Below are 13,546 nucleotides of genomic sequence, written 5' to 3'. Positions count from 1 at the left end.
CACGAAAGTGCTGGTTCTGCCAGGAGCTTGGAAACATAGCGTGATCTGGAGCAAGGAGGAGGTTTCTGCCGCAGGCGCCCGAGGTAGCGGCCGTCGGTCGGTGTCCGATGTGTCACCGGTGAGGCTGTGTGCTGCAATCCGAGCAGCGGGGTCGGCCGCGCCCCCGCGACGGCATCGAGCCGGGAACCGAGCGGGTTCCGCCCGCTTCGATTCCTCGCCTTGGTCTATGCGTTCGCAAGCACGGTGTCCGGGACGAGCGGTTCGGCTCGACTCGGACACCCGCGTGCTCTGGGCACGAGCTTCATGTCAGGTTGAACCCCAGGTTAAATTGCGCAATTACCGGACGGAAAACCGCTGCAACTTTCTTGGAATTGCTCTATTCCGCCGCAGTAGCGGCGAAACGCCGCCGGTAGGAGCGCAGCCCCGCATAGAGCACGGTGAGCGCGGCGACTGGAAACAGCGCTGCAAAGAAGCCGAGGTCGGCTGCAGCCAAGTTTTCCAGCACCCGCCCGCCGATCGCGGTGCCGCCGGCAATACCGAGATAGATCGCCGACGCATTGAGCGACAGCGTCAGATGCGCCACGTCCGGTGCGAAGCCGACGATGCGGCTCGCCTGCGCCGGCGGGAATGCCCAGCCGATAATGCCCCAAGGCAACATGATGCCGATGAGCAGCAGGCCGGCCAGGTTGGGCGCGAGGAAATGCAGTCCGAAGGCGATCACGAGCGACACGATGAGCGCGGACATCAGCGAAAGCACCACCATGCGCGTCGCGCCGATCCGGTCGGCCAGATAGCCGCTGGAAAGATTGCCGATCACCGCGCCGACGCCGAAGGCGAGCAGCAGGCCAGGCAGCGCGATTGGTGAAAGCCCCGCACCGTCGATCGCCAGCGGCGCGAGATAGGAGATGATCACGAACGCGCCGGTGAGATAGAGAAACGTCACCATCAGCGACGAGGCCACGCCCGGACGGCCAATGGCAGCAAGGCGCTCGGAAAGCGTCAGCTTGGTTCCGCTGAGGCCTCGCGGCAGGCGCAGCCATAGCACAATGGCGCAGGCGAGCCCGAGTAGTGCCACCGCCCCAAACGTGCCGCGCCAGCCCCAGACAGTGGCGATCAGCGCGCCAAGAGGTGCACCCAGCGCCACCGCGAATGTCGTGCCGCCCACCACGATCGAGATCGCCAGCGCGCGGTGCTCCGGCCCGGCCAGGGAAACTGCTGTCGCCTGGGCGGTGGCAGCAAACAGCCCACTCGCCATTCCCATCACGATCTGGGCAAGCAGGAGGGTGGTGAAGGAGACGCTTGTCGCGGCGATGCCGTTGCCCAGCACGAAGGCGAGCATTGCAGCCACCAGCAGCCGCCGCCTGTCAGCCGCCCCGGCCAGTGCCGAAAGCAGCGGCGCGCCGATGGCATAGGAAAGCGAAAACACGGTGATCAGGTGCCCCGCATGCGGAACGGTCGTGTGCGTGTCCGCCGCAATCGACGGCAGTAGGCTCGAAAAGACGAAACCGACCGTGCTCATGGTGAAGGAGCCGACAGCGAGCCAGATGAGGCGCTTGTCCATGGGGAGATCCTTTGTTCAAAACTTATTGAACTATTGAACTCGATCGATTGCGATGTCAATATGCAGTCGTTCTACCAACCCTCCGCAAGCGGCGGGCAAGCCGAATCGAACCAGGATACCAACCAGCTACTTTCGAGCCATGACCTTACCCCATCCCACTGCCGATCAGATCACTCTGTCCAATGTGCTCGCCGCTCTGGGCGACCCGACACGGCTGGCGATTGTGGGCTATCTCGCCCGCCGCGAGGGGCAGCCGACGATGTGCCTGAACTTCACGGACTTCGGCTCCAAGACCAATATCAGCTACCATCTGGCCAAGCTGCGCGAGGCGGGCATCACCCGCACCGAGGTCTCCGGCACCAGCCGGCTGATCACGCTGCGGAGAAACGAGCTCGACAGCCGCTTCCCCGGCCTGCTCGATTCTATCATCGCAGCCGCGGTGGATCTCCCCATGGTGAAGAAGATCGAAGAAGCCGCAGAGGAGGGGCTGGCGCAACGCGACCCGTGACAGCCATTTCCGCCGAGGCATTGGTCCCGGCGGCGCGGTCCCGTGGATCTGCGGGGGCAGGTGGCGTTTCCGACCAACAGACGGAGCGAAGAGGCCTCGGTGGGCAGGGTTACTCGCGGGCAGCCGCTCCTTTGCTCAGGCGGGATGTGGAATCTCGGAGCAATAGCGCTCGACGAGCGCGACGAAACGGTTTCCGGCAATCTCGAGCCGGCCGCTATTGTCGATCACCGTCACATACGGACCAGTGATGACATCGGGTGTCTGTCGCGCCAGCCGGCGCAGCACATCCTCTTCGCTTTCGCGTCCCCGTTCGGCAAGCCGCTTGGCCAGTATCGGCGCATCGGCGGTAATTACGGCGACTGCGATGTCGCCGAACGCCGCGCGAATGGCGGGGAGGGCCGCGCGGCTGCCGTTGACGATTGCCGTCATGCCACTCGCGACCTTGCCTGCGATGTCCTTCGGGATGCCATAGCTCAAACCATGCGCGTGCCACGAGACGGCGAAGGCACCGTTTCGCTTCATCTCCTCGAACTCCACGGCCGATACGCTTTCATGCACTTCGCCGCCGGCATCCGACGGACGCGTGATCACGCGGCGCACGAACAGGACATCGGGGCGTTGTGCAAAATGGCAGGCGGCAAAGCCCATGACACTGTCCTTGCCGGCGCCGCTCGGACCAACGACGACGACAAGCATCCCACGATTGTTTTTCGGAGCGGTCATGCGACACGCCGTCCTTCGCGCCAGACGGAGCGAACAACCGGAATGCCCTGTGGACGGTGAACACGCGCGATATCGGCGCGCAGTCCAACGGCGACCCGGCCGCGATCGTCGAGACCCAAGGAGCGCGCGGTTGTGTCCGTGACCATCGCAATTGCCTGGGGAAGATCGATCGCCTCGACCTCATCGGCCAGAACGAAAGGCGCATGGATAAGGCTGAAGGGAACATAGTCGGAGGACAGCACGTCGAGCACGCCGCGCTCGGCGAGATCGCGGGCGGCGATGTTGCCGGAATGCGATTTGCCGCGCACGATATTCGGCGCACCCATCAAGACGCTCAAGCCTGCGCGATGGGAGGCTTCCGCCGCCTCGAAGCTCGTCGGGAATTCCGCAAGCCGGATGCCGTAACCGATCGACTCTTCGACATGCTCGATCGTCGCGTCGTCATGGCTTGCAACGGTAATGCCGCGTGCGGCACAAGCCTTCGCCAGCGCCGTGCGGTGAGGCGCGGCGTAGCGGGCGGAAAGCGCCTGTTGACGCTCGACGAACTCGGCGAAAGCCTCGTCCGAAAGGCCGCGCTTCGTTTTGTAGTAGAGCGTGTACTGCTCCATCGTCTGGAATTGGCGCTGTCCCGGCGCGTGGTCCATCAGCGAAACGAGCCGAACCTGCGGGTCCTCCCGGAAATCTTCGTAATGGTCGAGGACGTCGGAGGTCGAAACCTCGCAGCGCAGATGGATCAGGTGGTCGGCGCGCAGGCGCCCTTCCGTCTTGGCCTGCGCCAGGGCGTCGGCCATGCTGCGCATCTCGCCCTTCTGGAAGCCGCCGTCCTCGTCCGAACCCAGACGCAGGCAATCGAAAACCGTGGTGATGCCGGAGGTGACGACCTGCGCGTCATGGGCCTGGATCGCTGCGATCTTCAGCCAGCGCACGCCCGGGCGCGGGGAATAATGTGCCTCCAGATGATCGGTGTGGAGTTCGATCAGGCCGGGCAGCAGGTAGTCGCCTTCGAAGTCTTCGCCCGTGCTCATCGTACCTTCCGAAATATCGGAGATCCGGCCGTCGCGGATAAGGACGGAACCGTTGACTATTCTATCCTCGAGAACGATGCGGGCGTTGCTCAAAACCTGTTCTTTGCTCATCTCATGCGATCTTTCGTTGGGATGCGCCGCCAAGCGGCAATAAGGAATGGACGGTAAACGGGGCGCCGCGATGGGGCTCTACGAAAAGCGCGACCGTCGAGACGTCGAGCGGCTTGCCAATGAACGCGTCAAACGCAGCGCTGAGCGTCTCGCGCATCACGGAGCGTGTCTCGGCGGGCACCGGTCCCGTCAGCGTCAAATGGAACTGGAATTCCTCGAAGACGTAAGGGTAGCCCCATGTCGTAAGGTATTCCCGTTGACGCTGGGTAAGCTTTTCCGGATTGCGGCGAGCAATATCGGTATCCGACAGCGGCGCCCGGAACGGCTCGAAACGACGGACGGCCTGCTCCGCAAGGTTCCGAAGGGGGACACAGTCCTCGGCCGAGACCAGTGCGAAAAAGGGGCCGATCTCGTGCAACACGATCCGCGGCACTTCGAAGGGGTCGATCTCCGCCGCAAGCTCGTCGAAAGCCGCCAGCAGATCAGCTTCGCTCTTGCCTTGCGCGAGCTCGAACGGCGCCTTCAGCGTTCCATGAAAGCCGTATCGGCGGGGATCTGCCGTCAACGCAATCTGATCGTCGTGTCCGAGTCCGGGGACTTCCGGCCAGCTCAAAGCCGCGTCAATGAAGGCATCGCGGCCAAGCCAACGGGCTGCAGTCTGCGACAACCGGTCATCGGCCGGCGGCGCGAAGTAGATTGCATAACGCACGGGTCTCACTTTCTGTATCGACTGCCCGTCGTCGACGGGGCGATGGTTCGCGGGGTGCGATGCGCAGCTAGCCGATTTGCATGACAACATCATGATGACTTCGGCGATAAACGCAATTCGGGTCGGAGCGGGATCCGGACCTCCGGTCAATTCGACCCGAGACCTAGTGCGCCTTACGCCCCATCAGTCGCGAGCGGCACGCGTTTGAGATGCTGTCGAAAAAGAAGACAACCATCAAGATCAAAAGCACCATGTAGGCGACATTTTCCCAATCGGAGTTGGTCCGCATCGCCTCCCACAGCTTGAGCCCGATGCCGCCGGCGCCGACCGCACCGATGATGGTCGCCGAACGCGTATTCGACTCCCAGAAATAGAGCGCCTGGCTCGCGAAGACCGGCAGAACCTGGGGCAGCACGCCGAAACGCTGCACGGCAAGCGGGGTGGCGCCGACCGATTTCACGCCTTCGCGCTGCTTGTCGTCGATGTTTTCAAGCGCCTCGGAGTAGAGCTTGCCGAGCGTGCCGGTATCCGTGACGAAGATCGCCGAAATACCGGCGAGCGGTCCGGGTCCGAAGGCGCGGGTGAAGAAAAGCGCCCAGATGAACATGTCCACCGACCGCAGGAAATCGAAGAAGCGCTTGACGAATTGGTTGGCGAAAAGGTTCGGCGTGATGTTGCGTGCAGCGAGGAAGCAGAGGGGAAAGGCGATCAGCGATGCGAACAGCGTGCCGACGAATGCCATGACGATCGTCTGCAGGAGCTTCGTCCAGACGTCGAGATGCTGCCACTCCGCATTGTAGAGAATGTTGTTCCAGGCAAGCGAAAGGTTTGAGCGCGCCGGATCGATCCGCTCGCCGGAGACAATCAGCGAGGCCACTTCGCCATAGGGTTTTCCGAAGAAAGGCGAGTTGGTGTCGAAGAGGAAGTTTGCCCAGCCGAAGAAACGATTGCGGATCGAGACTTCGTCGCCTTCAACCTCCGCCCACCCCGTCACGCCGAAGGAAAGCGTAATCTTTTCCCCCGGCCGCTTCTGCGTAGCCCAGCGGGGCAGGGGACCTTGCGGCGTCACCCTATCGGCGCCGTCGACGGCGATTGTCAGCGTCTCGCCGCCGTGCGTCGCCTTTACCACGCTATCGGCAACTTCGATATGCGTCGAGCGATCGTAAGTAACGAGCGCGCGCGCTACGACCTCTTCGCTGCGGGTCTCGACCCGGTTTTGCGCCTGCGCCGCTTGGGCGCCGCCGACCGCGGCATTCGGCGCCATGAAATTGAAGGATGAACTCGCCTTCGGCTTCGCTGCTTCGGCAGCGGCCGGCGCCTCGATCGTCCGGGTCACGGTCTTCTTCTCGAGGGTGACCCAATCGGGGTTGGGATTCGAGCCGAGCGGCGAATTGCGCTGATAGGAGACGTTCATCGTGCCATCGGCCGCAATCTCGATCTCCGGTCGGACCTCATAGGTGACCCAATCGGCGAGATAGCTGCCGGCGATGCCCCAATTGGCGTTGGCAAGCACATGGCCGATCGAAAAGAACCACCAGCTGAAAGCCATGTAGAACAGCACGCCGAAGGCGATCAGCGCCGTCCTCAGCCTTGTTTCGGACGAGGACTGCAACAGGTGCGGATGGCGGGCTGCTATGGCTTCCATCTCAAGAGTGCTGGGTTTGGTCGAGGCGGTCATGATGCACTCCTATTGCGCAAGCTGGAAGGCCTGGTCGCCGACGAGGCGGCGGCGGAGCCACGCGGAGACCTGGTCGACCGCAAAGATCGTCGTGAACAGGAGCATCACGATCGCGAGTGTTTTCGCCTCGTGGCCTTGGCCGATCGACAGGCGCAGGAGCTCCCCGATGCCGCCGCCGCCCACGGCGCCGATGATCGTCGAGGCGCGCACATTGATTTCAAGGCGGAGCAGGAAATAGCTGGTGAAATTCGGAAGAACCTGCGGGACGATACCGAACCACACCCGCTCGATCCAATTGCTGCCGACGGCGCGCAAGCCTTCCTCCGGCTTCATGTCGGCGTTCTCGACGACCTCGAAGAACAATTTGCCAAGTGCGCCGATCGTATGGATGGACACCGCTGCAATCGCCGGAATGGGGCCAAGGGAGAGGATCGCCAGGAAGAAGCCGGCGATAACCACTTCCGGGAAAGCACGCACGATTTCCATGAAACGGCGCACGATTCCCCTTATCCAGGGATTTGGCATCAGATTGCGCGCGGCAAGAAAACAGAGTGGGAAGCCGAAAAGGGCGCCGAGCACCGTCGAAAAGATGGCGATGTTCACCGTTTCCAGCATCTTGTGGAAGTACTCGGGAAGGTAGAGGCTATCGGTGAGATAAAGCCGACCGTCCGGGTAGTTGTACTTGAAGCTGCCGTCGTCATAGGGCGAGGGCAGGTCGAACATGGCGCGGACGATCTCCATGGCATCGCGCGGCATCAAGTCTCCGACGAAATCGAAGAGATGCGGAAGGCGATCAAAGAACTTGCCGGCATTCGATCCGTTCGCAAACCAGAGCGAGGAGCAGAGCGTTAGGGCGAGTAACGCCAGACCCAGGAAGGTGTAAAGGCGGCGGCGGGCATTGAGCTCCTGCCAGTGACGCTCCAAAAGAGCGCCGCTCTCACTGAGCTGCCGGGAAAGCACGGAAGTGGCCATGGGGTTTCCGGCGTGTGCCGGCCTCTTGAGATGGATGCTTGTGGCAGTCCCAGACAATCAAACGCTGGCCGCATGAGGCAGCCAGCGCGTATCTGATGCCTTGGCGATCAGCCGCCGATCGTTGCCTTGCGGGCGTCGATGATCGGCTTGTAGAAATCGCTGTTGACTTCGGTGAAGCCCGTGAAGTCTCCACCCTGGATCGCCGAGAAGCAGGCGGCGTCGGTCTTCGGCAGATCCATCATGAACTGCTTGAACTTAGCCTTCATGTCGTCGTTCATCGAAGTGCGTACGACGATCGGGCCGTTCGGGATCAGCGGCGACTTCCAGAGCTCGACGAGGTCGTTCATGTCGAGGATACCCTTGTCGACCATCTTGCGCAGGTTGCCCGAGGTGTAGCCATCCTTGAATTCGCCGACGCCCGAACCGAAGGTCGTGCCGGCATCGAAGGTGCCCTTCACGACTTCGAGGACCAGGTTCTCGTGACCGCCGCCGAAGCCGGTTTCACCGAAATATTCCTTGACCGGCCCGCCAATGGCTTCCGGAAGCGTCACGAGCGGGACGAGGTAGCCCGAGGTCGAATCGGGATCGGCGAAGCCGAGCTTCTTGCCCTTGAGGTCTTCGAGCTTGGTGATGCCCGAGTCCTTGCGGGCGACCATGATCGAATGATAGCCGGTCGAGCCGTCGGTCTGGACCGTCGTCAGGATCGGCTCGACCGCGTCTGCCTTGGCGAGGTAGATCTTGGCATAGCCGGAAGCGCCGAGCTCGGCATAGTCGAGCGTGCCGCCGAGCAGACCCTGGATGACGCCGTCGTAGTCGGCGGCCGGGAACAGCGATACCTTTTCGACGCCGATCGCAGCGGGGAGCTTGTCGACCAGGCACTGGAAGTTGCGCAGGCGGTCGGCTTCGTTTTCGCCGCCGAGGATGCCGATGCGGAATTCCTTGAGGTCCTCGGCCTGGGCCTGGCCGACGAGGGCGAAGAGCGCAACAGCGCTCAAAAGAGCTTTCTTCAACATAAGGTTCGTCTCCCGTTTATCCGGCCGCGCCGGGTCAAAATCGGTTCAAAGGGTTGCCCTTGACGCGGGCCTGCGATCCTGGCGGGCCTCAGAGGCCGGCCAGTGCCAGCGGCTTGAAGCCGGCCGATGCCGTTTGTTCCTGCGGGGCTGCCGCGGGAATATTGATGCTTGTCGAGGTCATCGATTCCTCGATTGCGGTGTCCGCACCGTAGATCTCGGCGACGGCGGCGGCAGTCAGGTCCTTCGGTTGCCCGTCGAAGACGACGCGCCCATGGGCCATGCCGATGATCCGCTCGCAGTAGTTCCGCGCGGTGTCGAGTGTGTGCAGGTTCGTGATGACGGTGATGCCGTCGCGCTCGTTGATGTCGCGCAGCGCATCCATGACGATCTTGGCGTTGAGCGGGTCGAGCGAAGCGATCGGCTCATCGGCAAGCAGCACCTTCGGCTGCTGCATCAGGGCGCGGGCGATCGCAACGCGCTGCTGCTGGCCCCCGGAAAGCGTGCCTGCCGGCTGCAACGCCGTTTGTTCGATGCCGAGACGCTCAAGCGCGCCGATTGCCATGATCCGCTCTTCGCGCGTGAACATGTTGAGGATGCTCAAGGCGGTCGAACGGTGATTGAGACGGCCGAGCAGGACATTTGTCAGCACGTCGAGACGCGGCACGAGGTTGAACTGCTGGAAGATCATGGCGCAGTCGCGCTGCCAATTGCGTAGCGCCGCACCGCGGAGCGAGGACACTTCCGTGCCGCCGAATTCGATCGAGCCGGACGAGAGATCGACCAGCCGGTTGATCATGCGCAGCAGCGTCGACTTGCCGGCGCCCGACCGGCCGATGATGCCGACCATCTGTCCCTGCGGGATGTCGAAGGTAACCGAACTGACGGCTGTTTTTGTGCCGAACCGGCGGGTTACATTCTTCAACTGAAACATTGGCAGCAGTTCCTCTTTCGGGGAGACCGGTCATCGGTATGACACCTGCCATATCGGCGCTTCATGAACGCCAAATGTCAGTTTCTTGTCGTTTCTGTAACAGTTCACAGCCGCAGCGAGATCGCCTGAGCAGCTGCCGTCTTCCGGAGACAACCCCTGATTTTAGAGGGGCATTGGCGGCTGTGCCTCCGCGTGAACGATGACGTGTGGACAACGACTCGTCGCAGTGGGCGGCCGGCGATTCGATTCGCTTTCGATTCGAAGTGCCAGGCGACCCGCGGCCTAATCTAGGCGCGCGTTCGACCTCATCGGCCGCGCCGAAATTATCGCAGCGGCAGCAAATCATCATTGTTACCGGCGTGCCGTCATGGATGACGTTTTTCGTCTGCCAAAACCGGGTCTCCAGCTTCATGCAGGGTGCCGCAGTTAACTATTTGTTAACCACGGTTCACGTAAATCTTGGCAACCAAAAATTAACGTAGATGACCAAAGTGCTAACAGATACTCGCTCGATCCGTATCAAGGGCCGCTCATTCCTGGCACTTGTGCTTTCTCCGGAACTGCCTCTCGAGGGATGGCTTACCCGGCTCGACGACTTGGCTTCGCGTTCCGCGGGCTTCTTCCTGGGAAGGCCAGTCGTCCTCGACGTGGAAGATATCGAGATCGACCGAGCGCGGTTGAAAGACCTGATCGGCGAACTCGCGAAACGCAACGTGCGCATCATGGGGATCGAAGGCGGGCGCCCATCGCTGTTCGAGCCGGGCATGCCCCCGGCGATGAAGGGTGGTCGCCCCGCTCCGGATTTCGAGGTTCCGTCGGCCGAACAGGGCGCCGAATCGGCGAAATCCGGTCAGGGCAAACCGGCAGAACCTGCCCTTCGCCCCGAGCCGCAGGTGGTCAGGGCAATGCCCTCGATCATCATCAAGGAGCCGGTCCGTTCCGGGCAGTCGGTGATCTTTCCCGAAGGTGACGTCACCGTCGTCGGGTCGGTTGCGTCGGGCGCGGAAATCATTGCCGGTGGTTCGGTACACATCTACGGGACGCTGCGGGGACGGGCGCTCGCAGGATCCGTGGGCAATGCCTCGGCGCGCATCTTCTGCCGCAAGCTTGAAGCAGAATTGCTGGCAATCGACGGCGTCTACAAGACGGCCGACGACATGGCGCCACACCTTCGCGGACAGGCGGTGCAGCTCTGGCTCGAAGGCGATTCGATCATGGCAGAGAGACTTAACTGAGCCGGCTGCCGGCCGGGAGACAGGAGTGCAAGATGGCGAAAGTAATCGTGGTTACATCGGGTAAAGGCGGCGTCGGCAAGACGACGTCTACCGCCGCACTCGGTGCGGCATTGGCGCAGAGAAACGAGAAGACGGTGGTCGTCGATTTTGACGTCGGCCTGCGCAATCTCGATCTGGTCATGGGCGCGGAGCGGCGGGTCGTCTACGACCTCGTCAACGTCATACAGGGCGACGCCAAGCTGCCGCAGGCGCTGATCCGCGACAAGCGACTGGAAACGCTCTTCCTGCTGCCGGCCTCGCAGACCCGCGACAAGGACAGCCTGACGGCCGAGGGCGTCGAAAAGGTGATGGCCGAGTTGAAGAAGCACTTCGACTGGATCATCTGCGACAGCCCGGCCGGGATCGAGCGCGGCGCCACGCTCGCCATGCGCCACGCCGACGTTGCCGTTATCGTCACCAACCCGGAAGTCTCGTCGGTTCGCGACTCGGATCGCATCATCGGCCTTCTCGACTCCAAGACGGAGAGAGCGGAACGCGGCGAGCGAGTGGAAAAGCACCTGCTGCTCACCCGCTACGATGCCAATCGCGCGGAACGGGGCGACATGCTGAAGGTCGATGACGTTCTCGAAATCCTGTCGATCCCGCTGCTCGGAATCGTTCCGGAGAGCATGGATGTTCTGCGCGCCTCCAACCTCGGCGCGCCGGTCACACTCGCCGACAATCGCAGCGCCCCGGCGCTTGCCTACCTCGACGCCGCACGCCGGCTCGCCGGCGAAACGGTGCCGATCACCATTCCGGGCGAAAAGCGCGGCCTGTTCGGCAAGATATTCGGACGGAGGGCAGCATGAGCATATTCCGCTTCTTCAACAAGCAGACCTCGGCGCCGACAGCGCGCGAACGCCTGCAGGTCTTGCTCGCGCATGAGCGGGCTTCAGTCGGTCACTCGGACTTGGTCGCGCAACTGCGGGAGGAAATCCTCGCCGTCATCGCCAAGCACGTCCAGGTCGATCGCGACAAGGTGAACGTGAAGATGGACCGCGGCGAACAGGTGTCGACACTGGAGGTCGATATCGAGATCCCGCTCAACGCTGGTGTGCGCGCAGCCTGATAGGCTACAGGGCAAAGAAGTCTCGGCCGGCGAAGAACGGCCGAGACACCTGCTCGGCAAGGCGGCCACGATGATGACGGCTGGGCCGGCAACAGCGCCTGCACCAATTCAAATTCATTCTTGCCTGACTTTGCCGCAATCTCGATCAAAGCCAGATCGACTGCTGCCGCGAGCCTGCGCTCCTTGAGTCTCTCAACGCCTGTCGATTGTGCGTTGATGCGCAATCGGCGGATCGTCATCGACGCAGCGAGGCTTGGCGCGTTCAGCCTGCGTCAGGGGCGCGAAAGAAACCCTAGAGGCGCCCCATTTCGTAGTCCTGACAAGTCTCTCCAAATTCCGCCAGTGCCTCCTCCAGGTAATCCGCCAGCAGTGGTATCCCGAGAAGATAGACACCGGTTCGGTTGTTGTGAGCCTCGGCCGCCTGAGCACGGATGTCGTCCCAGTCTTCCAACTTACCGTCGCCGCGGCCCAGCCACGCCAAAGCCACCAGGTCGATCTGCTCGTCTTCGTTCAGGGCCCAGATGGCGCTCGCAAGTTCAATCTCGACGGGATCGTCCGGTTGGTCCTCGAGCACCGAGGCCATGTTATCATCCGTGGCATTGGATGCCGGATCGGGTTCCGTCATCCCAACCTTGACGTCGAATTCGCGGGCCTTGACTATGAAATAGCAGACTTTTTCGGGTGAAATCGACAGGTCCCAAGCTTCGCTCATTGGTGATCCTCCAACTTGCGTCGTCTGCTGTCATCTCCGTCCGGAGCGCAGACGTGTCATTCCGAAGAGTATCGCTCCCGTTCGGAATCGCCAATTTTACCAGATCCCTTCCTGTCTCGGTGGTGATCCTGATGCGTGTCGCAGTTCTCAGTCCGGCCCGATACGGCACACTCAACGGGCCATGAAAATGGGGAGGGCGGCATCGTCGAGCATCGTTTTAGTAACCCCGCCGAAGATCAGTTCGCGCACCCGCGAGTGCCCGTATGCCCCCATGACGATCATGTCGGCGGAGATGTCGTCGGCATGCTGCTGCAGCACGCTCGCGACAGGACGGCCCGCGCTCGGCAGTCGATCGACCGTTACGTTGATGCCGTGGCGGCTGAGATAGGCGGCGACATCGGCGCCTGGCTCCTCGCCACTTTTCGCGGAAGACGCTTCCGGATCGACCAGGGTTACGTGGACTGCGGCCGCTGTCGTCATGATTTCGAGGGCCTCACGCGCTGCACGTGCGGCTTCCGCGCGTGAGTCCCACGCAAGCAAGACCGTCTTCGGTCGAAGACTTGGTCTCTTGTCGCCGGGGATAAGCATGACCGGGCGCATTGCCTGAAAGAGGCTGCCGTTGATCACCTGCCGCTTCAGATCCGCGTGCTGCAGAACGCTTGATCCCGTCAGGACGAGATCGGCGTAGAGCGCACGGTCGCCAATCTCGCGATCCGCCGTTCCGGCTTCTGCGTAGATGCCATCGATCCCGAAGGAGTTATCGGTGCGCGAAACTATTTGGCGGGCATGTTCTACGGCTGTTTCAAGCGTTTCACGGTCGCGATCGCGTTGTTCCAACCATATGGTGGAAGCGGACACATATTCTCCGATCGGCGGTGCAGGAGCCATCGCGACGACCAGGACGGAAAGATGGGCACCCTGTTGGCCGCAGAGATCGGCTGCCGTTTGCAGATCGTTGTCGGCGTTGTCGACTCCGATGACGGTAAGGATCGTCTTGAAGGACATGAGCGTTACTCCCTTGAAGAGTTGGTTGCGCTTTCCGGTTGTCAGCCTAAGCGAGGAAACGCATCCTTCATTGCGCTGTATCAAGCCGCGCGGGCACGCCGATCGATCGTGCGGTGGCTTCCGCTGCCTTGCGGGCTAACCGCGGGCTTGCCGTTGCTCCCGGTGGTCGCCGCCGTGGTTGATCGACGTCAATGAGGCCGATCCTGAAACCGCGTTCCATGACACGATGAATGAAAACAGGAGACCATACATGAT

General features: G+C 62.1%; 15 protein-coding genes. 5 read left to right on the top strand and 10 right to left on the bottom strand.

Annotation, left to right across the window (positions count from 1 at the left end; genetic code table 11):
- Positions 1–376: 376 nt before the first annotated feature.
- Positions 377–1,561 (bottom strand): MFS transporter, encoded by a 1,185-nt coding sequence (locus tag QN219_RS31715; protein WP_284004400.1) that lies wholly within the window; start codon positions 1,559–1,561, stop codon positions 377–379.
- A 139-nt stretch (positions 1,562–1,700) separates the two neighbouring features.
- Here QN219_RS31715 and QN219_RS31710 point away from each other — a divergent pair, with 139 nt between their 5' ends.
- On the top strand, positions 1,701–2,069 hold the full coding sequence (locus QN219_RS31710) for a helix-turn-helix transcriptional regulator (RefSeq protein ID WP_284004399.1): 369 nt from the start codon (positions 1,701–1,703) through the stop codon (positions 2,067–2,069).
- A 135-nt stretch (positions 2,070–2,204) separates the two neighbouring features.
- On the opposite strand, the gene phnN is transcribed toward QN219_RS31710, so the two are convergent.
- The 7 genes from phnN to phnC form a co-directional block, all read right to left on the bottom strand.
- Positions 2,205–2,792 carry a phosphonate metabolism protein/1,5-bisphosphokinase (PRPP-forming) PhnN gene (gene phnN / locus QN219_RS31705; RefSeq protein WP_284004398.1) on the bottom strand — a complete coding sequence of 196 codons (588 nt, stop codon included), beginning with the start codon at positions 2,790–2,792 and terminating at the stop codon, positions 2,205–2,207.
- Positions 2,789–3,928 carry an alpha-D-ribose 1-methylphosphonate 5-triphosphate diphosphatase gene (locus QN219_RS31700; RefSeq protein ID WP_284004397.1) on the bottom strand — a complete coding sequence of 380 codons (1,140 nt, stop codon included), beginning with the start codon at positions 3,926–3,928 and terminating at the stop codon, positions 2,789–2,791. Before QN219_RS31700 ends, phnN begins: the two co-directional genes overlap by 4 nt.
- 1 nt (position 3,929) lies before the next feature.
- Positions 3,930–4,637, bottom strand: coding sequence for a DUF1045 domain-containing protein (locus QN219_RS31695; RefSeq protein WP_284004396.1), 708 nt, complete (start codon positions 4,635–4,637; stop codon positions 3,930–3,932).
- A gap of 163 nt (positions 4,638–4,800) precedes the next feature.
- Positions 4,801–6,315: a phosphonate ABC transporter, permease protein PhnE gene (phnE, locus tag QN219_RS31690; protein WP_284004395.1), complete on the bottom strand. Its 1,515-nt coding sequence runs from the start codon at positions 6,313–6,315 to the stop codon at positions 4,801–4,803.
- A gap of 9 nt (positions 6,316–6,324) precedes the next feature.
- Entirely contained in the window at positions 6,325–7,287 is a 963-nt protein-coding gene (gene phnE, locus QN219_RS31685; protein ID WP_284004394.1) for a phosphonate ABC transporter, permease protein PhnE, read from the bottom strand.
- Positions 7,288–7,394: 107 nt separating this feature from the next.
- A complete protein-coding gene (phnD, locus tag QN219_RS31680; RefSeq protein WP_284004393.1) occupies positions 7,395–8,300 on the bottom strand; it encodes a phosphonate ABC transporter substrate-binding protein in 906 nt (301 codons plus the stop codon).
- Positions 8,301–8,388: 88 nt separating this feature from the next.
- On the bottom strand, positions 8,389–9,231 hold the full coding sequence (phnC, locus tag QN219_RS31675; protein WP_284004392.1) for a phosphonate ABC transporter ATP-binding protein: 843 nt from the start codon (positions 9,229–9,231) through the stop codon (positions 8,389–8,391).
- A 206-nt stretch (positions 9,232–9,437) separates the two neighbouring features.
- On the opposite strand from phnC, the gene QN219_RS31670 reads away from it, so the two are divergent.
- From QN219_RS31670 to minE, 4 genes are read left to right on the top strand one after another with little or no spacing between them, the layout of a single operon-like run.
- The gene (locus tag QN219_RS31670) at positions 9,438–9,713 is read left to right on the top strand and encodes a hypothetical protein (RefSeq protein WP_284004391.1); all 276 of its coding nucleotides are present in this window, start codon (positions 9,438–9,440) and stop codon (positions 9,711–9,713) included.
- The gene (gene minC, locus QN219_RS31665) at positions 9,714–10,466 is read left to right on the top strand and encodes a septum site-determining protein MinC (protein ID WP_284004390.1); all 753 of its coding nucleotides are present in this window, start codon (positions 9,714–9,716) and stop codon (positions 10,464–10,466) included.
- 32 nt (positions 10,467–10,498) lie between these two features.
- Positions 10,499–11,314, top strand: a complete 816-nt coding sequence (minD, locus tag QN219_RS31660) for a septum site-determining protein MinD (protein ID WP_284004389.1) — start codon at positions 10,499–10,501, stop codon at positions 11,312–11,314.
- Entirely contained in the window at positions 11,311–11,574 is a 264-nt protein-coding gene (gene minE / locus QN219_RS31655; protein WP_173512391.1) for a cell division topological specificity factor MinE, read from the top strand. The genes minD and minE overlap by 4 nt, the downstream gene beginning before the upstream one ends.
- A gap of 292 nt (positions 11,575–11,866) precedes the next feature.
- On the opposite strand, the gene QN219_RS31650 is transcribed toward minE, so the two are convergent.
- Together QN219_RS31650 and QN219_RS31645 are read right to left on the bottom strand one after the other, a co-directional pair.
- A complete protein-coding gene (locus QN219_RS31650; protein WP_284004388.1) occupies positions 11,867–12,286 on the bottom strand; it encodes a DUF3775 domain-containing protein in 420 nt (139 codons plus the stop codon).
- A 171-nt stretch (positions 12,287–12,457) separates the two neighbouring features.
- Positions 12,458–13,291, bottom strand: coding sequence for a universal stress protein (locus tag QN219_RS31645; protein ID WP_284004387.1), 834 nt, complete (start codon positions 13,289–13,291; stop codon positions 12,458–12,460).
- Between the last annotated feature and the right edge of the window lie 255 nt (positions 13,292–13,546).

Source organism: Sinorhizobium sp. 8-89 (assembly GCF_030124325.1).
In the GTDB taxonomy this organism is placed as follows: Bacteria; Pseudomonadota; Alphaproteobacteria; order Rhizobiales; family Rhizobiaceae; genus Sinorhizobium.
Note: the sequence above shows the minus strand (reverse complement) of the source record. Positions and strands in the feature narration are given on the sequence as shown.

Coding starts and splice junctions, on each gene's coding strand:
- QN219_RS31710 (WP_284004399.1), top strand. CDS start 1,701: ATGACCTTACCCCATCCCACTGCCGATCAGATCACTCTGTCCAATGTG.
- minE (WP_173512391.1), top strand. CDS start 11,311: ATGAGCATATTCCGCTTCTTCAACAAGCAGACCTCGGCGCCGACAGCG.
- minD (WP_284004389.1), top strand. CDS start 10,499: ATGGCGAAAGTAATCGTGGTTACATCGGGTAAAGGCGGCGTCGGCAAG.
- QN219_RS31715 (WP_284004400.1), bottom strand. CDS start 1,561: ATGGACAAGCGCCTCATCTGGCTCGCTGTCGGCTCCTTCACCATGAGC.
- phnC (WP_284004392.1), bottom strand. CDS start 9,231: ATGTTTCAGTTGAAGAATGTAACCCGCCGGTTCGGCACAAAAACAGCC.
- minC (WP_284004390.1), top strand. CDS start 9,714: ATGACCAAAGTGCTAACAGATACTCGCTCGATCCGTATCAAGGGCCGC.
- QN219_RS31700 (WP_284004397.1), bottom strand. CDS start 3,928: ATGAGCAAAGAACAGGTTTTGAGCAACGCCCGCATCGTTCTCGAGGAT.
- phnE (WP_284004395.1), bottom strand. CDS start 6,315: ATGACCGCCTCGACCAAACCCAGCACTCTTGAGATGGAAGCCATAGCA.
- QN219_RS31645 (WP_284004387.1), bottom strand. CDS start 13,291: ATGTCCTTCAAGACGATCCTTACCGTCATCGGAGTCGACAACGCCGAC.
- QN219_RS31650 (WP_284004388.1), bottom strand. CDS start 12,286: ATGAGCGAAGCTTGGGACCTGTCGATTTCACCCGAAAAAGTCTGCTAT.
- phnD (WP_284004393.1), bottom strand. CDS start 8,300: ATGTTGAAGAAAGCTCTTTTGAGCGCTGTTGCGCTCTTCGCCCTCGTC.
- phnE (WP_284004394.1), bottom strand. CDS start 7,287: ATGGCCACTTCCGTGCTTTCCCGGCAGCTCAGTGAGAGCGGCGCTCTT.
- phnN (WP_284004398.1), bottom strand. CDS start 2,792: ATGACCGCTCCGAAAAACAATCGTGGGATGCTTGTCGTCGTCGTTGGT.